18 protein-coding genes are annotated in these 22,513 nt (G+C 70.1%); 14 read left to right on the top strand and 4 right to left on the bottom strand.

The genetic code is table 11. The features are described 5' to 3' along the window. Positions 1-117 precede the first annotated feature (117 nt). The 4 genes from Pka01_RS08795 to Pka01_RS08780 all read left to right on the top strand — a co-directional run bounded on the left by Pka01_RS08795 (position 118) and on the right by Pka01_RS08780 (position 4,257). Positions 118-630, top strand: a complete 513-nt coding sequence (locus tag Pka01_RS08795; RefSeq protein ID WP_203882132.1) for a cupin domain-containing protein — start codon at positions 118-120, stop codon at positions 628-630. Between the two features lie 212 nt (positions 631-842). After that, positions 843-1,694 (top strand): hypothetical protein, encoded by an 852-nt coding sequence (locus Pka01_RS08790; protein WP_203882131.1) that lies wholly within the window; start codon positions 843-845, stop codon positions 1,692-1,694. 305 nt (positions 1,695-1,999) lie between these two features. Then, positions 2,000-3,376: an NADP-dependent succinic semialdehyde dehydrogenase gene (locus Pka01_RS08785; RefSeq protein WP_203882130.1), complete on the top strand. Its 1,377-nt coding sequence runs from the start codon at positions 2,000-2,002 to the stop codon at positions 3,374-3,376. A 14-nt stretch (positions 3,377-3,390) separates the two neighbouring features. Next, positions 3,391-4,257: an aldo/keto reductase gene (locus Pka01_RS08780; protein ID WP_203882129.1), complete on the top strand. Its 867-nt coding sequence runs from the start codon at positions 3,391-3,393 to the stop codon at positions 4,255-4,257. Between the two features lie 25 nt (positions 4,258-4,282). Here Pka01_RS08780 and Pka01_RS08775 read toward each other — a convergent pair whose 3' ends face one another. After that, positions 4,283-5,110: an IclR family transcriptional regulator domain-containing protein gene (locus Pka01_RS08775; RefSeq protein WP_203882128.1), complete on the bottom strand. Its 828-nt coding sequence runs from the start codon at positions 5,108-5,110 to the stop codon at positions 4,283-4,285. 935 nt (positions 5,111-6,045) lie between these two features. On the opposite strand from Pka01_RS08775, the gene Pka01_RS08770 reads away from it, so the two are divergent. The 7 genes from Pka01_RS08770 (at position 6,046) to Pka01_RS08740 (ending at position 16,575) form a co-directional block, all read left to right on the top strand. Next, a complete protein-coding gene (locus Pka01_RS08770) occupies positions 6,046-7,746 on the top strand; it encodes an amidohydrolase (protein WP_203882127.1) in 1,701 nt (566 codons plus the stop codon). Positions 7,747-7,789: 43 nt separating this feature from the next. Further along, on the top strand, positions 7,790-9,040 hold the full coding sequence (locus tag Pka01_RS08765; RefSeq protein WP_203882126.1) for an amino acid ABC transporter substrate-binding protein: 1,251 nt from the start codon (positions 7,790-7,792) through the stop codon (positions 9,038-9,040). Between the two features lie 162 nt (positions 9,041-9,202). Continuing rightward, a complete protein-coding gene (locus Pka01_RS08760) occupies positions 9,203-10,072 on the top strand; it encodes a branched-chain amino acid ABC transporter permease (RefSeq protein ID WP_203882125.1) in 870 nt (289 codons plus the stop codon). Then, positions 10,069-12,126 (top strand): branched-chain amino acid ABC transporter ATP-binding protein/permease, encoded by a 2,058-nt coding sequence (locus tag Pka01_RS08755; RefSeq protein ID WP_203882124.1) that lies wholly within the window; start codon positions 10,069-10,071, stop codon positions 12,124-12,126. The genes Pka01_RS08760 and Pka01_RS08755 overlap by 4 nt, the downstream gene beginning before the upstream one ends. Then, on the top strand, positions 12,119-12,835 hold the full coding sequence (locus tag Pka01_RS08750) for an ABC transporter ATP-binding protein (RefSeq protein ID WP_203882123.1): 717 nt from the start codon (positions 12,119-12,121) through the stop codon (positions 12,833-12,835). The genes Pka01_RS08755 and Pka01_RS08750 overlap by 8 nt, the downstream gene beginning before the upstream one ends. Next, a complete protein-coding gene (locus Pka01_RS08745) occupies positions 12,832-14,034 on the top strand; it encodes a hypothetical protein (RefSeq protein ID WP_203882122.1) in 1,203 nt (400 codons plus the stop codon). Before Pka01_RS08750 ends, Pka01_RS08745 begins: the two co-directional genes overlap by 4 nt. 162 nt (positions 14,035-14,196) lie before the next feature. Further along, positions 14,197-16,575 (top strand): thiamine pyrophosphate-binding protein, encoded by a 2,379-nt coding sequence (locus Pka01_RS08740; protein ID WP_203882121.1) that lies wholly within the window; start codon positions 14,197-14,199, stop codon positions 16,573-16,575. Between the two features lie 120 nt (positions 16,576-16,695). Here Pka01_RS08740 and Pka01_RS08735 read toward each other — a convergent pair whose 3' ends face one another. Both Pka01_RS08735 and Pka01_RS08730 read right to left on the bottom strand, forming a co-directional pair. After that, the gene (locus Pka01_RS08735) at positions 16,696-17,658 is read right to left on the bottom strand and encodes an ornithine cyclodeaminase family protein (RefSeq protein ID WP_203882120.1); all 963 of its coding nucleotides are present in this window, start codon (positions 17,656-17,658) and stop codon (positions 16,696-16,698) included. After that, the gene (locus Pka01_RS08730; RefSeq protein ID WP_203882119.1) at positions 17,655-18,674 is read right to left on the bottom strand and encodes a proline racemase family protein; all 1,020 of its coding nucleotides are present in this window, start codon (positions 18,672-18,674) and stop codon (positions 17,655-17,657) included. Before Pka01_RS08730 ends, Pka01_RS08735 begins: the two co-directional genes overlap by 4 nt. Before the next feature lie 175 nt (positions 18,675-18,849). On the opposite strand from Pka01_RS08730, the gene Pka01_RS08725 reads away from it, so the two are divergent. Together Pka01_RS08725 and Pka01_RS08720 are read left to right on the top strand one after the other, a co-directional pair. Then, positions 18,850-19,443 (top strand): HD domain-containing protein, encoded by a 594-nt coding sequence (locus Pka01_RS08725; RefSeq protein WP_203882118.1) that lies wholly within the window; start codon positions 18,850-18,852, stop codon positions 19,441-19,443. A gap of 192 nt (positions 19,444-19,635) precedes the next feature. After that, complete coding sequence (locus Pka01_RS08720) at positions 19,636-19,992, top strand: pyridoxamine 5'-phosphate oxidase family protein (RefSeq protein WP_203882117.1); 357 nt, start codon at positions 19,636-19,638, stop codon at positions 19,990-19,992. On the opposite strand, the gene Pka01_RS08715 is transcribed toward Pka01_RS08720, so the two are convergent. After that, the gene (locus Pka01_RS08715) at positions 19,989-21,677 is read right to left on the bottom strand and encodes a sensor histidine kinase (RefSeq protein ID WP_203882116.1); all 1,689 of its coding nucleotides are present in this window, start codon (positions 21,675-21,677) and stop codon (positions 19,989-19,991) included. The genes Pka01_RS08720 and Pka01_RS08715 overlap by 4 nt on opposite strands. A 177-nt stretch (positions 21,678-21,854) precedes the next feature. Here Pka01_RS08715 and Pka01_RS08710 point away from each other — a divergent pair, with 177 nt between their 5' ends. Further along, the gene (locus tag Pka01_RS08710; RefSeq protein ID WP_203882115.1) at positions 21,855-22,412 is read left to right on the top strand and encodes a hypothetical protein; all 558 of its coding nucleotides are present in this window, start codon (positions 21,855-21,857) and stop codon (positions 22,410-22,412) included. The last annotated feature ends 101 nt before the right edge of the window (positions 22,413-22,513 follow it).

Raw genomic sequence — 22,513 nt, 5'->3', positions numbered from 1 at the left:
ACTTCCCTTCTAGGTACTAACGCACACAAAACTGCATTCTTGTGGACATATCGGAAGCTCGGCAGCCTAGTCCCTGCCCCCCGACAACCACCTTGGGACCTCAACAAGGAGCTTGGCGTGAGCCTTCCCTTACAGCCTTCCGGCGACCCCCGATACACCACCCGTGGGGCGCTGTACGTACCGTCCGGGCAGGGCCCGACCGTGTGGAGCGTCGGCGACGTATACACGATCAAGGCGACCGGAGCGCAGACGAACGGCGGTCTGGGCCTCGTCGAGGCCACCGTCCCGGCGGGCGGCGGGCCGCCCCCGCACCTCCATCCGGACGACGAGTCCTTCTACATGCTCGACGGCGAGCTGGAGTTCCTGGACGGCGACCATCGGTTCACCGCCGTCGCGGGTGACTTCATCCACGTCCCCGGGGGCATCCGCCACTGCTTCCTGAACAAGGGCAAGCACGCAGCGAAGATGCTTTTCATGTTCACCCCGGCCGGGCCGGAGCAGGTCATCGCCGATTATGCGATGCCCGCCCGGGACGGCGAGACGCCGCCGCCTTTGGACGACGCGCAGATGGCCCGGTTCGAGACGATGATCAGGCTGGCGCAGGTGACCGCCCTCCCCGATCTCGCCTGACGAGAACGCCTTACCTCTCGCAGCGTCCGGTGGCTTCCGAGACGGCTCAGCGCTTCCGTCCCCGGATGGCATTCCGGACGGCGCCGCGTCCTCGATGTCACAGCGACCGTGGTCGATGCCCGGTCGCTGCGCCGAATGAAATCCCCAATTCGCACGCATCGCGTGCACAAAGCTCTGGAGAAACAATGAAGCACGCACGTTCTTCGCACCGCATGCAGCCGGCGGCCTTGTCATGGAAATGTCTGCTGGCCGCTACAACCATGACGGTCAGTGCGGTGATGACAGGCGGCCTCGGTGCCGTCGCTTTCGCCGACGCCGCACCGGCGGTGCCGGGACAGGCCGCCGTTTCCGGCAGCCCGGCCCCTTCCGCGCCTGCCGGGCCCGCAGCCAAGGCCGATGACCAACCGCACTTCGACCGAGTCGTCGTCAACGACGGCAAGGACATCGTCGTCGGCACTGAAGACTCGACCTTCACCATGTCGTTCACCGTCACCGACCCGAGTGGCGTCTTCCGGGGCCCGATTTCCGCCTCCCTGTTTCACGGAACGTGGCAGGGGGAGGGCGGAGTCATCGGCGGCATCGCCCCCCGCTATGACTGCGAGCACCCCGACTCCGCCACTATGACGTGCGATTTCATTGATTGGATCTACATCAAGGGCCACCTGCGCAACGCCATGGCCGGTGGCCCCTGGATGGCGAATGTGTCTGCGGCGGGTCTCTACGAGGACGTCGCGACGACCACGCAGGTGAAGCGTGAGGCGAAGCTGAAGGCCGGTTTCTCCGGGAAGAAGGGCAAGATCAGTGCCACGGGAGGCCTCACCCGCGCCGACTGGGACCACGGCACGTACACCGGCTACGCCGGCCGCGACGTGCAACTGCAGTTCCGCAAGGCCGGTACGCACTCCTACTCCACGGTGAGCTCGGTCAAGACCGACCGCACCGGCCGGCTGGACACCTCTGTGAAGGCTCCGGCCGACGGCTACTGGCGCTGGTACTTCCCGGGCGACTCCACCACCGGCGCGGCCGCGACGGCCGATGTCCACGTCGACGTCCGTAAGGGCTGACGCGCAACACCATCAGGGCGGTGGGCATCCCCTCGTGGGACGCCCACCGCCCTGCGGGGGACATGGCCGATTCGGGGCTGCGGCACAAGGGCGCCACCGATCGGCGGCGCAAGTGATCAGCGATCGGACGCTCGGCGGAAAGCGGCGGCACCGAGCGGGCCTTCCGCGATGACAAGGGCCCTGAGCAGGGTTGATAGCCTCGAAAGTGAGTCCGTACGCGTGCCCGTCCGTCCTGGGCATTCCCTGATCGAGAGTCGCGTCGCCGGCCAGGCGAGTGCTCAGGCGGCCAGGAGGGGAGGACGATCATGGCGATCGCCACGATCAATCCCGCGACAGGGACGACGGTCAGGACGTTTCCCGAACTGAGCGAGGCCGAGGTCGAGCAGAAGATCGGCTTCGCACACGACACGTGGCTGACCTACCGCGGCACCGGGTTCGGCGAACGGGCCGAGCTCATGCGGGCCTGCGCCGACCTGTTCGAGAAGGAGGCCGACGCCACCGCCCGGCTCATGACCACCGAGATGGGCAAGACTCTGGCCTCGGCCCGCGCCGAGGCGCTCAAGTGCGCCAGGGGCATGCGTTACTACGCCGATCACGCGGCCGAGTTCCTCGCCGACGAGCCGCTGGCCGACCCGTCCGCGGTCGGTGCGAAGCGCGCCCTCGGCCGCTACCAGCCGCTGGGGGTCGTGCTCGCCGTGATGCCGTGGAACTTCCCGATGTGGCAGGTGATGCGGTTCGCCGCGCCGGCGCTGATGGCGGGCGACGTCGGGTTGCTCAAACATGCGTCGAACGTGCCGCAGTGCGCGCTGTACCTGGAGGACGTCTTCCGCCGCGCCGGGTTCCCGGAGGGCTGCTTCCAGACATTGCTGATCTCCTCCAGGCAGGTCGAGGCCATTCTGCGGGATCCGCGCGTGGTCGCCGCAACCCTGACCGGGAGTGAACCGGCCGGGCGTTCGGTGGCCGCGATCTGCGGTGACGAGGTCAAGCACACCGTGCTGGAGCTGGGCGGGAGTGATCCGTTCGTCGTGATGCCTTCGGCGGACCTGGATCGGGCGGTGGAGACCGCCGTGGACGGCAGAGTGCAGAACAACGGGCAGTCCTGCATCGCGGCCAAGCGGTTCATCGTCCACGCCGACATCTATGACGCCTTCACCGAGAGGTTCGTCGCCCGGATGCGCGGGCTGCGGGTCGGCGACCCGTTCGACCCGTCCACCGACGTCGGGCCGCTGGCCACCGAGCAGGGCCGGGCGGACGTCGAGGAGCTGGTCGACGACGCCGTCGCCGCCGGAGCCACCGTGCTGTGCGGCGGGCGGCGTCCGGACGGGCCGGGCTGGTTCTACCCGCCGACCGTGATCACCGGCATCACCCGGGACATGCGGATCTTCGCCGAGGAGGCGTTCGGTCCGGTCGCCTCGGTGTATCGGGCCGCTGACATCGAGGAGGCCCTGGAGATCGCCAACGCCACCGGCTTCGGCCTCGGGTCCAACGCGTGGACCGACGACGAGGCGGAACAGGAACGATTCAGCTCCGACCTGGAGGCCGGCCAGGTGTTCATCAACGGCAAGACGATCTCGTACCCGGAACTGCCCTTCGGCGGCGTCAAGCGCTCCGGCTACGGCCGCGAGCTGTCCGCACACGGCATCCGGGAGTTCTGCAACCTCAAGACCGTGTGGGTGGGCTGAGAAAGGATCTCGTGATGACCTCCGTGACGGCCGAAGCGTCCGGCCAATTCATGATCGATGGCACACTCGGCGTCAACCGCCTCGGCTACGGGACGATGCAGCTGACCGGTCCCGGCGTGTGGGGGCCGCCGGCCGATCCCGATGGGGCGGTGCGTGTCCTGCGCCGCGCGGCCGAGCTCGGGGTGAACCTCTTCGACACCGCCGACGCCTACGGCCCGATGGTCGCCGAGCCGCTGCTCCACCGCGCCCTCGCGCCGTACGACGAGAACATCGTCATCGCCACCAAGGCCGGATTCACGCGGCAGGGCCCCGACAAGTGGACGCCCGTCGGCAGGCCGGCCTACCTGCGCCAGCAGTGCGAGATGAGCCTGCGCATCCTCGGAGTCGACCGGATCGCGCTGCTCCAGCTGCACCGCGTCGACCCCGAGGTGCCCCTGGAAGAGCAGGTCGGCGAGCTGAAAGCGCTGAAGGACGAAGGAAAGATCGCGCACATCGGACTGTCGGAGGTGACCGTCGATCAGATCGAGAAGGCCCGCGCCATCGCCCCGATCGCCTCGGTGCAGAACCGGTACAACCTGACCGACCGGGCGGCCGAGGACGTGCTCGACTACTGCGAAAGCCGCCAGATCGCCTTCATCCCGTGGTTTCCGCTGGCCACCGGCGGCCTGGCGAAACCGGGCGGGCCGCTCGAGGCCATCGCGTCCCGGCTGTCGGCCACCCCGTCGCAGCTCGCGCTCGCGTGGCTGCTCCGCCGCTCACCGGTCCTGCTGCCCATCCCGGGCACCTCGTCGGTGAAGCATCTGGAGCAGAACGTGGCCGCCGCGGGCGTTCAGCTGACCGACGACGACGTCGCCGGTCTGACCGCGGCCGTCACGCCATGATGTGGCCGTGACTTCACCTCCGCCGTCAGGAAGAGCGGGCGGCGTCCGCGGCGGCGGGAACCTCGATCTGGGGCCGTGACTGCCACCTCGCCCAGTCGGCGCTGATCGCGCTCGCCGCCCTGATCAGCCGCGGCAGGTGCTGCTCGACGAGCGTCTTCACGCTGGTCTCAGCCGAGTTGACGGTCACGTTCATGGCGGCCCTGACCACGCCGTGCCCGTCCCTGATCGGCACGGCCACCGACCGGATGCCCGATGCGAGTTCGTTGTCGGCGAGCGCCCAGCCGCGGGCCCGGACCTCGCGCAACATCGCGTCGGCCGCGCCGCGGGCGTGCTCGACCCGTGGCTGCACCCCGGAGCGGCTCGGCTGCGCGAGCACGGCGCCGAGCGCGTCCGGGTCGAGTGCGGCGAGCAGCACCTTGCCCTGCGAGGTCGCCAGCGCGGGGAACCGGGTGCCGATCTGCACCCGCAACGTGATGATCTTCGGTACGGCCACCCGGGCCATGTAGACGATGTCCGAGCCGTCGAGCTGCGCCATCGAGCTGGACTCGCCGGTCGTGGCGACCAGGTCCTGCATGTGCGGGCGGGCGATGTCCCACAACGAGAGCGCGCCGATGTAGGCCATGCCGAGCTCCAGAACCCGGGGCGTGAGCTCGTAGCCGCCGGCCTCTGTGCGGACGTACCCCAGTTCCTCGAGGGTGAGCAGGAAGCGCCGCGCGGTGGGCCGCGCCAGCCCGGTCGCGGCGGCCACCTCGGCGAGGCTCAGCCGCGGATGGTCGGCATGGAACGCGGTGATCACGTCCAGTCCTCGGGCCAGAGCCTCGATGAAGTCGGGTCCCTCGCCGCGTTGCGCCATCGTCGCCTCAATCCGTCTGCTCGCTCGGTTTCCGCCGCCGGCCGGTGGTCGCCGGTCGTCTCTCCGCCGTCCGGGGCGGTGTGCGGGTCCCAGTTCATCACGTGGCGCACCCCGCGTGGCGCCGCACGAGGTCGGCCCCCGGACCTCCGGGTGGCCGCGGCCGAAGGACCGCCGGCGCGGGGCGGGACGGCCCGCGTGACGACGGTCTCGGGCGGGGCCGCGCCCGCCTGGCTCCCGACGGTCCCGCGGCCACTGAAGGGCGAGGCCCTGTGACCGTTTAGCGGACATCAGTCCGCCTGAAGGGCAATTGTTTCCGGCTTGAGTCTTGACATTACCCAAGCATGAGCGCAGATTGTGATCTGCGCAACGTCCGTCTAGCGGACGAGTGTCCGCAACTGAGACGCGGAACGGCTCAGGCCTCCAGAGGAGAGTTATGGCACCGTCACCAGTGGTTGTGTCCGCTCCCGGCCCGGGGGCCGTCGGCACTCGACCGTCAGCCGTCCACCGTTGCGCGGACCGGGCCACACCGCAGCCGGCCGGGCCGATCCCCGGCCTCGCGGCATGAGCCCCGGGCCGCCGGCCCGCGCCGCGACGCCGCGGCGGCGCCGGAGGCAGGTCCTCACGGTGTGACGCCGACAGACACGCCGCCCCAGCGGGATTCCGCCGGCGGCTCCCTCCGACCCCACCACTGAAAGACCGGCCGCCTGCGGGCAACCTTCCGCGGCGGCCGCCCCTGACGGCTGACCGCCGTCGCCCGCCCGCGCGGACCGTGCCCCGCCACCGGCGACGCACGGAACCGCCCGACGATCCCCCCCATCCCCCCATCCCGCCCAGCCGCCGTTCTCTACGGCGGCGCACGCCCCACACCCGCACCACCGTGCCGCCGACGTCCCCCGCCGGCGGCCGGCGCACATCCCCACAGAGGTGAACCTCATATGAGCAACGAGGAACAGCGAGGACTCTCCCGCCGCAGCATCCTGCGCAGCGGAGCGGTGGCCGGCGCGGCCGCCGCGGCGGCAGCGGTCGGCGCCACCGCCGGCGCAGGCCCGGCCTCCGCCCATGAGCAGTACCGCGACGGTGCGCTCCGAGCCGACCTAGTGCTCCACAACGGCCGGATCCACACGATGGACCGGCGCAACCGGGTGGCCAGCGTGCTGGCCATCCAGGACGGCAAGATCGTCTACGTCGGAGACGACGAGCGGGCCGCCGTCCGCGGCTTCGAAGGCAACCCGCGCACCATCGACCTGCGTGGCCGTACGGCCGTCCCCGGCCTGATCGACTGCCACAACCACATCGTGCTGATGGGCAACCGGCCGGGACACCACACCCCGCTGGAGAACGCCTACTCCGTCGCCGACGTCCAGAACACGCTGCGGGACCGCGCGCGGCACCTGCCGGCCGGCGAGTTCGTCACCACCATCGGCGGATTCCACTTCAACCAGTTCAAGGAGGTGCGACTGCCCACCCTCGCCGAACTCGACAAGGCGCTGCCGCACCACCCGGTCTACCTGTCCATCGGCTTCACCGGGCCGTCGGTCACCAACAGCCTCGGGAAGAAGTTCTTCGAGGCGGCCGCGCTCCCGGTGACGGTCGGAGCGGACGGATCGATCGCCGGCGGCACCGAGACCGGCAAGGCGACGCTCGCGCTGCGCCAGACGCTCACCTTCGACCAGCGCAAGCGCGGGGTGCTCGACGCGATGCGCTACGCCGCGAGCCTCGGCGTCACCACGCACCTCGACCAGGGCGCCTTCCAGGCCACCAACACCCCGTCCGACGGCGCCGCCCACGAGGACAACTACTCGATGAACCTGCCCTTCCTCTCGGTGTACGACGAGGGCAAGGGACTCATCCGGCTGCGGATCAACTACCTGCACCAGGACACCGACACGAACGTGACGACGCTCAACCAGCGGCTGCTCAACGCGTTCCAGTTCTTCGGCAACGACATGGTCCGCACCGGCTCGATCGGCGAGTTCATCGCCGCCAGCTACTCCGGCGGGCCGGTCTTCCTCGAGGCCGCGCGGCGCACCGCCAAGGCCGGCTGGCGCGTCGAGGTGCACTCGCTGACCGGCAGCGACTTCCAGACCCAGATCCAGGCCTTCGAGGCGGTGCACGCGGAGACGAGCATCGCCGACCTGCGCTGGGTGGTCGCCCACGTGCCGCGGATCACCGAGGAGTACGTCAACCGCCTCAAGGCGATCGGCGGCGGGGTCAACCTCACCGGGTGGCAGTACCTCGCCGGCACCGGTGCCGCGGCGGGCCCGCCCTTCCGCATGATCGTCGACAACGGCATCCCCGCCGGGATGAGCTCGGACGGCATGCAGATCGCGCCGATGAACCCGTGGATCCACGCGTACTACGCGGTCACCGGCAAGAACGCCCGCGGCGACGTGATCAACGCCGGCCAGCAGATCACCCGCCAGGAGTTGCTGCGCCTCTACACCCGCGACAACCAGTGGTTTCTCGGCGGAGAGGACGAGGACCTGCTCGGCAGCCTCGAGGTCGGCCGCCTCGGCGACGTGGTCGTGCTCAACGACGACTACTTCACCGTCCCCGACGAGCGGCTCAAGTCGCTCTCGTCGGTCCTGACCGTGGTCGGCGGCGCCGTCGTGCACGACACCGGCGCCGTGCGCTGACCGTCCCGCGGTCTCGCACCCCCCAAAGAAAGGTCATATCCAGATGCGCAGGCGCTCCCTAGCTGTCATCGGCACCGCCCTGGTGCTCGGCGCCGCGGCCGCGGGATGCGGCAACGGCTCGGGCTCCGGCGGGGACAGCGACAAGCCCATCGTCGTCGGCTCCACTTTGTCGCTGACCGGCGCGTTCGCGGCCACCGGGCAGATCCACAAGATCGCCGGTGAGGAGTTCGTTGACCGGCTCAACGCGAACGGAGGGCTGCTCGGCCGCAAGGTCGAGTGGAAGGTCGTCGACGACCAGTCGGACCAGGCCAAGGTCAGCCAGCTCTACGAGCGCCTGATCAGTCAGGACAAGGTCGACCTGATCCTCGGCCCGTACGCGACCCCGAACATCCTGTCGGCGATGGCGGTCGCCCAGCGGCACGGGTACGTCATGCCCCAGCACAGCGCCGTGCTGGCCCCGCAGCTGACGTACGAGTGCCAGTTCCCCGCCTGGTCGATCAGCCCCACGCCGAACAGCTTCATCCCCAACCAGCTGTTCGACGCGGTGGCCTCGCTGCCCACACCGCCGAAGCGGATCGCGGTCCTGACCAGCCAGAGCGGGTCGGCCGCGTTCGTCTCCGACGGTTTCGGCGACGACAAGTCCGGCACGCTGAGCATCGCCAAGGAGCGCGGCCTCGACGTGGTGGCCGACATCCACTACCCGCCGACCACCACGGACTGGGCACCGATCGCCGCCCAGGTCCGCGACGCCGACCCCGACCTGGTCATCGACAACGGCCTCGGCGTGGACGCGGCGAACATCCTGCAGGCGATGGCCCAGCTCGACTACCGGCCGAAGCAGATGTTCGGGCTGTTCCCCGCACCCGGGCCGCTGCTGGCCCTCGGCGACGAGGCCGAGGGCATGTTGTCGGTCTCGATGTTCGAGCCGAACAAGCCGACCCTCGACAAGCTCGGCCCGGCGGCCACCGAGATCACCGCCGACTTCACCAAGCGCGCCGAGGCGGCGAAGCTGCCGTACACGGTCTTCGAGACCCAGGCGGCGGCGTCGTGGAACGCCTGGGAGATCCTCACCGACGCGGTCAAGGAAAGCGGCGGGACGGACCAGCGGAAGATGTGCGACACGCTGCACCAGAAGGGCGCGGACACGACGTTCAGCGGGCACCTGACGTTCGACCCGAAGGTGCAGAACTTCTGGCCCACCACGCAGACCATCAAGCAGATCCAGAACGGCGACTGGGTCACCGTGTGGCCGGCCGACCGGGCCGCCGCGCAGCTGGAGGGCCCCCGCTCCTGACCCCCCGGGTGCCCGGTTCACGCCGGGCATCCGGGCTCTCCGCACCACCACCGCACAACGCCGTCGGGCGCGTGGTTTCCCCCCGGCCACGCACCCGGCGGTCCCGGCTTCCCGACCACGTGCCGCGCACCGCGCGGCACCGGCCCCACGAGGCGACCCCCTATGAACGTTATCCAGGCCACGCTCACCGGAGCGCTGATCGGTGGCCTCTACGCCCTCATGGCCGCCGGCCTCTCGGTGACCTGGGGCGTGCTGCGCGTCATCAACCTGGCCCACTTCGGGCTGATCCTGATCGGCGCGTACCTCACCTTCCAGGTGGCCGACTCCTGGCACCTCGACCCGATCCTCACACTCGTGATCACCGTGCCGGCGATGTTCGTCGCCGGCGCCGCGATCCAGTGGCTGTTCGACCGGTTGCGGCTCACCGAGTTCAACTCGCTGCTGGTCAGCTTCGGATTGCTGATCATCACCATCCAGGTGACGAGCAACATCTGGAGTGCGGACTTCCGGAGGATGTCCGCCGACGTCAACCCGTACGCCACCCAGTCGGTCGCGATCGGCAGGCTGGTCTTCCCTGTCACCACGCTGGTCGCCTTCGGGCTGGCCGCGCTGGTGGTGCTCGCGTCCCACCTGGTGCTGCGCCGCACCTTCGCCGGCCGGGCGATGCGGGCGATCGCCCAGGACCGGGCGGTGGCCGGCGCGTTCGGGGTCGACCACCGCCGCCTCAGCGTGCTGCTCGGCGGGATCGTCGGCGCCACCGCCGCCCTGGCCGGCATGGTCTTCGCGCTCTCGAACGCGCTGACGCCGGACACCGCGTACGAGTGGTTCGGCACCGTCTTCGCGGTGGTCATCCTCGGCGGGATCGGCGAAGTGGTGGGGACGTTCGCCGCAGGCATCCTGGTGGGCGTCATCTCCGGCGTCGTCTCCGCGGTGTGGTCGCCCGCGGCCGCGCCGTTCGTGCTCTTCTCGGCAATCATCCTGGCCCTGCTGCTGCGTCCGCAGGGCCTGTTCGCGGCGGGAGGTGTCCGATGATCCGCCGGGGTGGCATCGGATTGTTGGCGGCGTTCCTGATCCTGGCCGCCCTGGGCGCGTTCAGCGACCAACTCGGCCTGTCGTCGTTCTATCTCATCCTGCTCGGCTCGATCTGCTTCTGGATCGCGCAGGCGACCAGCTGGAACATCCTCTCGGGCTACAGCGGCTACTTCAGCTTCGGCCAGGCCGCCTACGTCGGCGTCGGCGCGTACACCACGGCCGTGCTGAGCGGGCGGCACGGCGTCGACTACTTCCTCACCGTCCCGCTCGCCGGTCTGCTCTGCGGCCTGCTCGCGCTCGGCGTCGGCGCCGTCGCGTTCCGGCTCGGCTCGTTGCGTGGTGAGATCTTCGCCCTGCTGACCCTGGCCGTGCCGTTCATTCTCGCCGCGTTCGCCCGGATCAACCGGTCGATCGACGGCGGACAGGGGACCACGGTCCCGATCCCGGACGTGCCCGACGCGTTCGGCGGCCTGCCGCAGTTCCAGTACCTGCTCGCCCTGCTGGTCGCGGCCGTCGCCGTCGCGGCCGCGTACGCCGTCCAGCACAGCCGGATGGGCTCGGCGCTCGCGGCGATCCGCGACGCCGAGGACGTCGCCGAGGTGATGGGGGTGGCCACCTTCCGCTACAAGATGCTGGCCATGCTGCTCAGCGGCGTGATCGGCGGTGTGGCCGGCAGCGTGTTCGCGCTGCAGATCGGCTTCGTCACCGTGGAGAGCGTCTTCGGCCTGACCATCCCGCTCTTCGTCATCGTGATGGGCGTGCTCGGCGGTCGCACCCACTGGCTGGGCCCGGTGATCGGCGCGGTGCTGATCGTCACGCTGCAGGACCGGCTCTCTTCGTACGGCCTGGACGCATGGAACTCGATCATCCTCGGCGGCGTCCTCGCGCTGCTGGTGGCGGTCGCCCCGGACGGCCTGTACGCCAGGCTGCGGGCGCGCCCGCTCGTCGCGCTCGGCGCGCTGGTCGTGGTCAGCGGGGGACTGGCGGTGCTCAACGTCTGGGGTGACATCCTCGACTGGCTGGTCGTCGGGATGCTGGTGGCCTCCCTGCTGGCCATCGTGCTGGGCTCGCGCCTAGTCGGCGCCCGGCTGCCGTTCGGCCGGCGGCCCGCCGCAGATGTCGCGGCGGCCGAGGTCGCGCCTGACCAGGCGGCGTCCGCCGAAGCGGTACTCGCAGAGGCCGTGCACGCAGAAGCGGTACACGCAGAAGCGGTGCCCGCCGGTCCCGGGACCGGCGCGGACAGCGGCCCCGCCCCTGCCGGCGACGCGGATGACGCCGAGGAGGCCGCCGCCGCGGACGGCGCCGGCGAGGCCGACCGGCTCGGCCCGGTGCTCATCGAGTGCCGTCAGGTGGCGCGCTACTTCGGCGGCGTCCACGCGCTGGAGGACGTCACGCTCGACATCCGGGAAGGCGAGCTGGTGGGACTGGTCGGGCCGAACGGGTCGGGCAAGACGACCCTGATCAACCTGCTCTCCGGCGCGTTCCGGCCGACCAGGGGCGTGATCCGCCTCGACGGGCAGGACATCACCCGGATGGCCCCGCACAGGATCGCCCACGTCGGGATGGCCCGCACGTACCAGATCCCCCGGCCGTTCGACTCGATGACGGTCCGCGACAACGTGGCGATGGCCATCATGTTCGGCCGCGAGCCGCTGGCGCTGCACCGGGCCCGCCCGATCGCCGAGCGGCATCTCGCGACGGTCGCGCTGGACCACCTGGCCGACGCCCACCCTGCCGACCTCAACCTGCACCAGCGGCAACTGCTGGAGATGGCCCGCGCGGTCGCCTCCAACCCGAAGGTGCTGCTGCTCGACGAGGCGCTCGCGGGGCTCAACCCCGCCGAGGTCGACAACGCGGTGCGGGTCGTTCGCCGCATCCACGAGAGCGGAATCACCATCGTCATCGTCGAACACCTGCTGCGCGTGCTCAACCAGCTGGCCACCCGGCTCGTCGTGCTCGACCGCGGCACCTGCCTGGCCGACGGCGAGCCGCAGGTCGTGCTCAACGACCCCGCCGTCATCCGCGCCTACCTGGGGAGGCAAGCACATGTCTGAGCCGCTGTTGCAGATCCGGGATCTCGACGTGCGCTACGGCGACGCGCAGGCGTTGTGGGACGTGGCGATGGAGGTCCATGAGGGGGAGACCGTCTGCGTCGTCGGTCCCAACGGCGCCGGCAAGTCCACCCTGGTCAACGCCGTCGCGGGGATCCACCCGGCGCACCGGGGCCGGATCACCGTCGGCGGGGTCGACGTCACCCGGGTGCGCGGCCACCGGGTCTGCGGGCACGGCGTGGCGATCGTGCCCGAGGGCCGGCGGATCTTCCCCCGGATGACGGTGCTGGACAACCTGGTGCTCGGCGCCTACCGGAAGGGCGCCCGCGGGACGCACCGGGCGACCCTGGCGGCCGTCTACGAGATCTTCCCCAGGCTGGCCGAGCGCGCCGGTCAGCTCGCCGGCAGCCTCAGCGGGGGCGAGCAGCAGATGGTCGCGATCGGCAGGGCGCTGATGGCCCAGCCGCGGTTGCTGCTGCTCGACGAACCCTCACTGGGGCTCGCGCCGGTCCGGGTGGACGAGGTCTACGACGCGATCGCACGGATCAACGAGCGGGGGGTGAGCGTCGTGGTGGTCGAACAGGACGTGCAGCGTGCGCTCGACATCTCGGTCCGGGCGTATCTGCTGGGGGAGGGGCGAGTGGTGCTTTCCGGCTCGGCCGACGAGCTCCGCGACAGCGCCGAGGTGCGGCGCAGCGTGCTCGGGCTGTGACCGGTTCGGCGCCCGCCGGTCATGGGGAAGGCGTCCGGCCGCTCCTGCTCGGCGGGCGTCGTGCGCTCGTCGACGGGCATCCGATCTGTGCGGGTTGCGGCGTCGCCGTCGTGCCGTACGGACCGGATCGCTGGCGGCACCTGCCCGCCGGGCGACCCTACCCCCACCGGTCCCGGTGGCTGGCCCCGATCACCCTCGACGAGTTGCGCGAACTGCCGACGTTCGAGGACTTCGCCGCCCGCTATCCGGACGCGGTTCGGCCGCCGGGAGGCCCGGCGGCCGCGACCACCCGGGCGGACTGGGTCGAGGGCAGGCACCGGCTGGAGGCCTACCACGCCGCGCTCGGCGAACTGGGCCGGACGCGGCTCGGCCCGGCTCGCAACCCGTACCTCGATCTGGTGGCGATCCTCGCCGGCGGACCGCCCGGAGTCGGCCCGTTCCGGCTGACGCCCGGCCTGGCCCGGGTGCTCGATCTCCCCGGCCGCAGGCGTGAGCTGGCAGGCAGGCTCGCGTGGGCGATTCCGAACGAGGCGGCTCTGGCCCGCGTCGCCGACCACTCCCCGGTGATCGAGGGCGGCGCCGGCACCGGCTACTGGGCCGCCCTGCTGCGCCTACGCGGAGCCGACGTCCGCGCCGTCGACACCACGCCGCCGGAGTCCGGAGACAACCGGTACCACCTGGCGGACGCCCGCCGCTGGGCGCCGGTCGAGCCGATGAGCACCGCGGCGGCGGTCCGCGCCGACCCCCACCGCACGCTGCTGCTGTGCTGGCCGCCGCCGGACGACGACGCCGCGGGGTACGGCGCGCTGCGCGCGTACCGCGGCGACACGCTGCTCTACGTCGGCGGGGACGCGGACGGTCCCACCGGCACCGTCCGCCTGCACCGCGAGCTCGAACTGAACTGGACTCCCGCCGAGGAGTTCGGCCTGCCGTCCTGGCCGGGTGTGCCCGACCGGCTCACCGTCTGGCGGCGCAGGCCCGCTCGCCGCGCGCAGCGCGGCCTGGACCGGTGTCCGGGGTGCGGGCGGTTCCAGCCGGTCGGCGCGGCCGGCCGCTGCGACCGGTGTTTCGCCGCCGACCCGCCGGCGCTGGCCGTGCGGGTGGACGGCAGGCGGGTGGAGTATCCGCAGCATGTCGTCGACCGGATGCATCCCGCGCTGCGGGCGGCCCTGTCCACCAGCCCCCACAGGATCCGCTGACGCCCCGCGGTACGGCGGCTGACGCGATTCGAACGGGGGGCGACCGACCGCGGCGACGGGTATCAGGACAAAATGTCACGATGCCTTGCGTTTCGGCGCTGACCACCAGGGGCGCCCAGGCCGGGGCGGGACACCGCGCGCCACAAGCGATCGAGGATTCACATGACTCAGACGGACGACAGGCCCCTCACGGACGATTCGGACCGGCCGCTGTCGACCACTCGCCCAGGCCTGACAGACGACGAAGCCGCGGCGCTTCGCGAGATCTCCACCAGGGTTCTCTGGCTGTCCACCGCCATCGTTGACGCCGCCAACCGTAACCGGCCCAACCCTTCGGGCGTGAAAGTCGGAGGGCACCAGGCGTCGTCGGCGTCGATGGTCGACATCATGGTCGCCCTGTGGTTCCACGAGCTGACCCACGAAGACCGAGTCTCGGTCAAGCCGCACGCCTCACCCGTGCTCCACGCGATCAACTACCTGCTCGGAGATCTCGACCCGAAGTATCTGCGCACGCTCCGGGAGAAGGGCGGCCTCCAGAGCTATCCGAGCCGGATCAAGGACCCCGACACGGTCGACTTCTCCACCGGCTCGGTCGGCATCGGCGCGACAGCCTCGCTGTGGGCCGCGATGTCGCTGCGCTACCTGCGGTCGCGTTCGGCCGCCGCTCCCGCCGCCGGCCGGTTCGTCAGCCTGCTCGGCGACGCCGAACTCGACGAAGGAGCCATCTGGGAGGCGATCGCCGATCCCGCCGTCTCCTCCATGGGCGAGCTCCTGTGGATCGTCGACCTGAACCGGCAGTCGCTGGACCGCGTCGTCCCCGACATCCAGATCAGGCGGCTCCAAGGCATGTTCGCCGCCGCGGGATGGCAGGTCATCACGCTGAAGTGGGGCCGCCTGATCAGCGAACTGTTCGAGCTTCCCGGAGGTGAGGAGCTTCGGCTGAGGCTCGAGGCGATGCCGAACGAGGAATACCAGCGAATGCTGCGGGTCGACTCCTCCCAGATAGCCGACCGGATCCTCGACGGTGGCGGAAGTGACAGGCTCCGCGCACTGGTCGGCGGTCTGGAGCCGAGCAGGCTCGCCGCGGCCATCCGCGACCTCGGCGGCCACGACCTCGGCCTCCTCACGGACACCTACGGCAGCGCCGCGACCGACCGGCCGACCGTGGTCTTCGCTTACACGATCAAGGGACGCGGCCTGCCCACGGAAGGGCATCCGAACAACCATTCGGCCTTGTTGACCGAAGCGCAGATGCACGACCTGGCCGAGCGGTGCGGCACCAGCCTCGAAGACCCCTGGCGGAGCTTCGGCGCCGACTCGGCTCCCGGCCGCCTGTGCTCGACGCGCTCCGAACTGCTCAGGCGTCCGCCGCTGCGACCCGTGCCGGAGGTGGCCGTCCCGACATCGCTCGGCCACCCGTACCGCAAGCCCACATCCACGCAGGCCGCCCTGGGTCGCCTCCTCGCGGACATCCCTCGCGACGCACCGGATCTGGCGCCGTACATAGTCACCTGCAGCCCGGACGTCGCCTCGTCGACCAACCTCGGCGGCTGGATCAACAAGACCGGCGTGTGGTCGATCGCGGACCGCCGCGACTGGTTCGCTGACGACACCGAGCGGATCCTGAAGTGGTCAGAAGTCCCGACCGGACAGCACATCGAACTGGGCATCGCCGAGGTGAACCTCGTCGGCCTTCTCGGTGAGCTCGGCGCCACCTGGAGCCGCTGGGGGCACAGACTGATCCCCATCGGCACCCTGTACGACCCGTTCGTGTCCCGGGCGCTCGAACCGTGGTCGTATGGAATCTACGCCGGCGGCCAGTCGATCCTCGTCGGCACGCCGTCCGGGGTGACCCTCGCGCCGGAAGGCGGCGCCCACCAGTCGATCACGACTCCGTCGATCGGGCTTGAGCAGCCGGCGTGCACGGCCTGGGAACCGGCGTTCGCCCAGGACCTGGAGTGGACCTTCCTGCACGCGATGGCCCAGGTCGGAATTCCGGGAGGAACGTCGGCCTATTTCCGGCTCTCCACCCGGCCCGTCGACCCCGACCTCGCACGGCTGCCGGAGGAACCCGCGCTTCTGGAGCGCCGCCGCCTGCAAGCCGTCGCCGGCGGATACCGGCTCACAGACCACGACCCGGCGTCGGAGCAGGTGACGCTCGTCGGAATGGGCGCGATCATGCCCGAAGTGGTGCAAGCGGCTCAGATCCTGCAAAACCTCGGCATCGCGGCGGGCGTCGTCTGCCTGACCAGTGCCGACCTGGTCTTCCGATCGTTCCAGCAGCGTGGCGAGCGGCGCCCCGGTACCGGCGGCAACATCGTGGACATGCTGTTCCCGCAGCCGCACCCGACGCCGTTGGTGACGGTCCTCGACGGCCACCCGCACACCCTGTCGTTCCTCGCCGGGGCACGCGGAGACCGGATTCGCTGTCTCGGAGTGACCGAGTTCGGGCAGTCCTCGAGCCTCGCCGACGCCTATGCGCTGCACGGAATCGACGCGGGTTCCATCGTCGACGCGGCGCTGAGCCTGCTCGGCCGATAACGGTCCGGGAGCACCCCTACGGTGACCGCCGCTGCGTCACGCCTCGTGACCGGTCTCCCCGGCAGCGGCGGCCACCTTCACCAGCGGATATGCGTGGCGGGTCGGTCCGCCCGGGAGATCCTAGAGTTCAGGGTGTTCTTGCAGGCGGGAGACGATCGCTTCGGCGATGACGAGGTCCTGCCAGGACATGCCCGCGCTCTTGAACAACACGGGCCGGTCGGTGGTGAGTTCTACCTCGCCGGAGACCACCGAGCGCATCGTGATCAGCTGCTCCGGGGTGATGGCCTTCTCTTCGACGGCCATCACCACGTCACCGCATTCGCGCAGTGCCGTACGCACGTCTTCGACGATGACGTGCGCGCGCCGGAACAGGCCCGCGTCGACCTCCCTGGCGTCGGGCTCATGGGAGCCCACCGCGATGACGACCGCGTCGTCGCGGACGAGCGTCGAATCGAAAACCGGCACACGGGAACTGGTGGCGCACACGACCACGTTCGCGTCGCGGACAGCGTTCGCGGCCTGGGCGCCCCCCGCCGGCACGACCGCGACGTCGGCGTCCCGTGGTGCGGGATATGCCTCTGGACGTCGCACGACCTGGGTCACGCCTGCGATCTCCCGGCTCCCGGACAACACCGATTTCAGCGTGGCGGCGTGCCCGGTGGCCTGCGGTCCGGCGCCGAAGATCACGATGTTGGCGGGCTCGGTCGTTCGCGTGAGCGCGGGTCCGACAGCCGCCACCGAGACGGCGGGAGTACGCAGTGTGGTCAGCATGGGGGCGTCGAGCACGGCCTTGGGGGTGAGCGTCACGGCGTCGAAGAGCACGTAGAGGCCTTGGATCCGGGGCAGGCCGGTACCGCTGTTGTGCGGCGCGACGGTGACGATCTTGACGCCGGCGCCGGCCGCACGTTCGCTGGGCATCATGAGGACCTGCCCGTGCCGGACGTCCACCTGGCTTCGCGGGGGATCATCGGCGGGATTCAGCCCCGCACGCAGCGCCGCCTCGATGGCCTCGACGGCCTCACGCGGTGACACGAGCGCGGCGATCCGCTCAGGACCGACGTACGGAAACGGCGCGCCGGTCACCGGAGGACGAACCCTTCCCCGAGCGAGTCCTCGGAATCGATCTCGAAGGTGTGCCGGCCGGTCCGGAACGCCATGCCGGTGACCTCCGGCAGGAAAGCCCGACGGCCGGCGACCGTCTGTTCGCCCGCGACCCGCGCCACGAATCGGGTTCCCACGATCGAGTCGTGCACCAACCGCCTGCCGGGCTGGAGCACGCCGTCCGAGGCGAGCACAGCCACCCGTGAGCAGGTGCCCGATCCACAGGGTGAACGGTCGACCTCACCGTCGGCGAACACGGTGACGTTGCGCTGATGAGGATTGCCCGCATCGTCCACGCCGAGATCCTCGAAGAGGATGGTGCCGTAGATGCCGCTCAGCCGGTCGTCCAGCGGATGCGCGGAATACGGAGTGTCGTTGAGCAGCCATTTGATCTCACGGCCGATCGCGATGAGTTCGGTGTAGTTCTCCGGAACGACACCGAGGCCGATGCTCGAGGCGTCCAGATGCGCGTACGTCGCTCCGCCGAAGCTGATGTCGACGGCCAGTTCGCCACGCGAGGTCGAGATCCCGACCTGCTCGTGGAGGCGGTAGCTGGGAACGCTGACGAAGTCGACTCCGGTGATCTGCCCGCCCGCAGCGTGGACACGCGCGGTCACTCGTCCGGAAGGCACATCGATGCGTACGTCGGTGACACCGGACGGGTCGGGTTCGACGAGCCCGCTCTGCACCGCCCACACGCCCAGCGCGATGGTCCCGTGGCCACATGCCGTGGAGAAACCGTCCTTGTGCCAGAAGAGCACCCCCAGATGCGCGCCTTCGTCATCGGGCTCGGTGAGGAAGCCGCCGTACATGTCCGCGTGCCCGCGCGGCTCGAAGCACAACAGTTTGCGCAGGCCATCGACGTGCGGGTCGCTGATCGCGAACATGCGCTTGTCCGCTACGGTCGCGCCTTCGATGGCCACAGGCGGGTGGCTGACGATCCGGAACGGCTCCCCAGCGGTGTGGTAATCCGTGGTGGAAATCTCTCGGATGCTCATACGCGGCAAACGTAGCATCCAAGCCTGTCCGCGACTTTGATCATGTATACGCCTTCGAGCGCGCGATCGACGCCGGAGTCAACCTGATCGCGGCCTCCCAGACGGGGGAACCGTCCAGAATGTGCCAGCGAGCATGGTTTGATCGACGCGTGCGGCGATGAGGAGAGGGGTCGGGATGAGGACGTTCACCAGCTGGAAGACCGCGCAGGGCGCCGAATCCGCCCTCGCCGATCTGCTTGCGCAGGAGACCTTCCACGAGGTCCGCAGGGCTCTCACGTTCGCCGCCGAGCAACACGGTGATCAGCTCCGGCCGACGGGCGATCCGTACGTGGCCCACCTGGTGGAGGCCCTGGAGACGGCGGTGACCGGGGCGGGGATCGTGGACCGCGACGTGCTGGTCGCGCTCGCGCTGCACGACGTCGTCGAGGACACGCCTTGCCCGATCTCCGCGATCGCCGAGCGGTTCGGCGAGCGCGTGGCCGAACTGGTCGGCTGGGTGACCAAGCCGCAGACCCCGACCGGAGGCGACAAGCGCGCGGTGAAGCGCGCCTACCTTCGCTCTCTGGTGTCGGCGCCGGACGAGGCCGTGCTGGTCAAGCTGGCGGACCGGGTCAGCAACGTGCAGGAGTTGCACCGCATGCCGGAGGACTTCCAGCGCCGGTACCACCGCGAGACCGTCGACTTCATCCTTCCGCTGGCCCAGCGCGAGCCCTGGTTCGCCGACTGGTTCGCAACCTGGCGGCAGACCTGGCGCGAGCTCGAAGCCTGAGACGGCGCAGTCTGTCGCCGTCACCGGTTCACGGCAATCGGCAGGGGGAGGGCCGGGGCCGGTGCCTGCCTTCGCGGATGACGTGGCCCTGCGGGGGACCTTCGTCCCTTACTGGGGGCGGCGCGCTCAGGCAGGCTGTATGACGTGAGAACAGATTCGGCCGGGCTACAGGTCCTTTCCCCGGCAGAGTGCATGGCGTTGCTGGCCTCGGCTCGGGTCGGACGCATCGTCTATACCGATCGCGCCCTGCCTGCCGTGCAACCGGTGAACTTTCATCTCCACGGTGAGCGGATCGTCATTCTCACATCGAGCGGCTCGAAGCTGTCGACGGCAGTGGCGAACGCCGTCGTGGCCTTTGAAACCGACGAGTACGACGTCGAGACGCGCACGGGCTGGTCGGTCACGGCGGTGGGGCGCTCACGGACCGCGCATGAGCCTGATGAGGCCGCCGCACTCGCCCGCCTGCCGCTCACTCCGTGGGGGCCAGGGCGTGACCATTACATCGTGGTGGAAGTCCAACAGCTTTCCGGGCGTCGCGTCCCCCGCTAGGCGATCGGCACCCGCCACAGCAGCCGGGTTCCGCGGGGTTCGGCCCGCGCCACCTCGAAAGAGCCGCCGAGTCTTCGTGCCCGTTCCTCGAGGTTCCGCAGCCCGCTACGCCGCCCGCCATCCGGGATCCCTACCCCGTCGTCTTGGACGGTCAGGGTCAGCCAACCGTCGTCTGCCCCGACGGAAACGTCCGAGCGAGAGGCCCTGGCATGCCGGACGACGTTCGACAGGGCTTCGCGCAGGACGGCCAGCAACTGGTCGGCGCGCCCCGCCGTCACCTCGTTGTCGAGCCGGCCCTCCATGCTCAGGCCAGGCATGAAGCCGAGATGTCCGCGAGAGCTCTCCACGACGTCCACGATCCGGGCCCGCAGGCTCGGGGACCACGCGTCGTGAGGAGTCTGGAGCGCGAAGATGGTCGAGCGGATCTGCCGGATGGTTCCGTCCAGCTCGTCGATGGCGCTCTGAAGTCTCGATGACGCCTCCTGGCGCTCCACCAGCCGGACCGTGCTCATGAGTGTCATCGCCACGGCGAACAGTCGTTGGATGACGACGTCATGCAGGTCCTTGGCGATGCGGTCACGATCCTCCAGCAGCCCCAGCCGCTCGGCGTCCTTACGTGTATCGGCCAATTCGAGGGCGATGGCGGCCTGCCCGGCGAAAGCATGGAGCGTGCGGAGCTCGGAAGCGCTGAACGGGACGCGTCCCGAGCGTTTCCCAAGCGACAGCACGCCTCGGACGGCCCCCGCCGCGCCCAGCGGCACGGCGGCCTGCGGACCGGCGGACAGGTGGCGTGGACTGGTCGTCTCAAGGTTGTCTTCGGCCGGGCTGTCCGTCCTCAGCGGCCGGCCGGTGAGGAAGGCGCGTCCAGCCAGGGTGCCGGAAATCTCTTCTGCGGTATGCCGGCGGCGCCCCTCCTCGTCGACCGTGTGGAAGGTCCTCTCATCTGCACCCGGCAGCATGATCGTGACCTCGTCGGCGTCGGCCATCTCCCGGGCCCGCTGCGCCAGGAGGGCGAGAACCTCCTGTGGCTCTGCTCCCGACAGGAGCGCCGTGGTGATCTCGGACGAAGCTTGCAGCCACGTTTCGCGGCGCCGGGTCTCCTCGTACAGCCGGGCGTTCTCGATCGCGATGCCGGCCGCGGTCGCCAGGGCGACGACGATCGCCTCGTCCTCCTCGTCGAACTCGCCTCCTCCACGTTTCTCTGTGAGGTAGAGGTTGCCGAAGACCTCGTCTCGGACCCTCACGGGTACGCCGAGAAAACCTCCCATCGGAGGATGGCCGATCGGGAAGCCGTAGGACTCGGGGTGCTGGGCGATGTCGGCCAGCCTCAGCGTTTGAGGCTGCTTGATCAGCAGCCCGAGCAGGCCCAAGCCGTGAGGCCAGTGGGCGATCCTGGCGATCTCCTCCTCGGTGAGCCCGACGGGGACGAACTGCACCAGTGTGTTGTCCTCGCCGATCACGCCCAAGGCGCCGTAGCGGGCATCGACCAGCGTGGTGGCGGTCTCGACGATCCGGTGCAGCACCGTCTCCAGATCGAGGTCGCTCCCCACTGACACGACCGCGTCCAGAAGCCTGTGGACGCGATCGCGGGTCGCCAGCACCGCGTTCAACCGGGACTGCAGTTCCGACAGCAGGTCGTCAAGCCGCATGTGCGGAATCAGCGAACGCGGCTCGTTCTCGGTCATACCGAAAGTTTCCCACTCATCGCTCGCCCGCACCGGTGGCGGCAGTGCCAAAGGTCCTGTGTCAGCCGGGACATCGGCAGGGACGGGCCGAGCCGTACGGCACTGACGGCCGGAGCGGCGAAACGGTGTGCTGGAAGCAGCAGAAAACAGTGAACCCCCGCACTGAAAGGGCCGATCATGGCACTCGTCGAAGGGCGCCACCAGGGTGACGCCGCCCCCCGCACGACCGTTGTGAAGCCGCCGCGGACCACCCGCACCGGGGCGTACGCCTGGGCGGTCGCGCGCATCGCCATCGGATGGATCTTCCTGTGGGCCTTCCTCGACAAGGTCTTCGGCTGGGGGTTCGCCACTCCCGCCGACCGCGCGTGGATCCACGGCGGCAGCCCGACCACGGGCTTCCTCAAGGGCACCAGCGGCAACGCGCTCGGTGGCCTGTTCTCCGACCTGGCCGGACAGGCCTGGGTGGACTGGCTGTTCATGGCCGGCCTGCTCGGTGTCGGCACGGCCCTCGTCCTCGGCGCGGGCATGCGGATCACCGCCGCGACGGGCGGCCTGCTCCTGGTGTTCATGTGGGCCGCGTCGCTGCCGCTGGAAACCAACCCCTTCCTCGACGAGCACATCGTCTACGCCGTCGTCCTGCTCGGGCTGGCCCTGACACGGGCAGGTGACACGCTTGGTGTCGGCGGGTGGTGGCGGAACACCGCAATTGTGCGGCGCTTCCCCATCCTCACCTGAGCCTCGGGCGACCTCACGGCCTCGCAGCCTCCACCGCATCTCCTCTGATTCCGCCACGTCACGCCGGTGCCCGCTCTCCCCACGGGAGGGCGGGCACCGGC

It is taken from the genome of Planotetraspora kaengkrachanensis, from assembly GCF_016862895.1.
Lineage (GTDB): Bacteria > Actinomycetota > Actinomycetes > Streptosporangiales > Streptosporangiaceae > Planotetraspora > Planotetraspora kaengkrachanensis.
Note: the sequence above shows the minus strand (reverse complement) of the source record. Positions and strands in the feature narration are given on the sequence as shown.

Coding starts and splice junctions, on each gene's coding strand:
- Pka01_RS08790 (WP_203882131.1), top strand. CDS start 843: ATGCAGCCGGCGGCCTTGTCATGGAAATGTCTGCTGGCCGCTACAACC.
- Pka01_RS08785 (WP_203882130.1), top strand. CDS start 2,000: ATGGCGATCGCCACGATCAATCCCGCGACAGGGACGACGGTCAGGACG.
- Pka01_RS08780 (WP_203882129.1), top strand. CDS start 3,391: ATGACCTCCGTGACGGCCGAAGCGTCCGGCCAATTCATGATCGATGGC.
- Pka01_RS08775 (WP_203882128.1), bottom strand. CDS start 5,110: ATGGCGCAACGCGGCGAGGGACCCGACTTCATCGAGGCTCTGGCCCGA.
- Pka01_RS08770 (WP_203882127.1), top strand. CDS start 6,046: ATGAGCAACGAGGAACAGCGAGGACTCTCCCGCCGCAGCATCCTGCGC.
- Pka01_RS08765 (WP_203882126.1), top strand. CDS start 7,790: ATGCGCAGGCGCTCCCTAGCTGTCATCGGCACCGCCCTGGTGCTCGGC.
- Pka01_RS08760 (WP_203882125.1), top strand. CDS start 9,203: ATGAACGTTATCCAGGCCACGCTCACCGGAGCGCTGATCGGTGGCCTC.
- Pka01_RS08755 (WP_203882124.1), top strand. CDS start 10,069: ATGATCCGCCGGGGTGGCATCGGATTGTTGGCGGCGTTCCTGATCCTG.
- Pka01_RS08750 (WP_203882123.1), top strand. CDS start 12,119: ATGTCTGAGCCGCTGTTGCAGATCCGGGATCTCGACGTGCGCTACGGC.
- Pka01_RS08740 (WP_203882121.1), top strand. CDS start 14,197: ATGACTCAGACGGACGACAGGCCCCTCACGGACGATTCGGACCGGCCG.
- Pka01_RS08730 (WP_203882119.1), bottom strand. CDS start 18,674: ATGAGCATCCGAGAGATTTCCACCACGGATTACCACACCGCTGGGGAG.
- Pka01_RS08725 (WP_203882118.1), top strand. CDS start 18,850: ATGAGGACGTTCACCAGCTGGAAGACCGCGCAGGGCGCCGAATCCGCC.
- Pka01_RS08720 (WP_203882117.1), top strand. CDS start 19,636: ATGGCGTTGCTGGCCTCGGCTCGGGTCGGACGCATCGTCTATACCGAT.
- Pka01_RS08715 (WP_203882116.1), bottom strand. CDS start 21,677: ATGACCGAGAACGAGCCGCGTTCGCTGATTCCGCACATGCGGCTTGAC.
- Pka01_RS08710 (WP_203882115.1), top strand. CDS start 21,855: ATGGCACTCGTCGAAGGGCGCCACCAGGGTGACGCCGCCCCCCGCACG.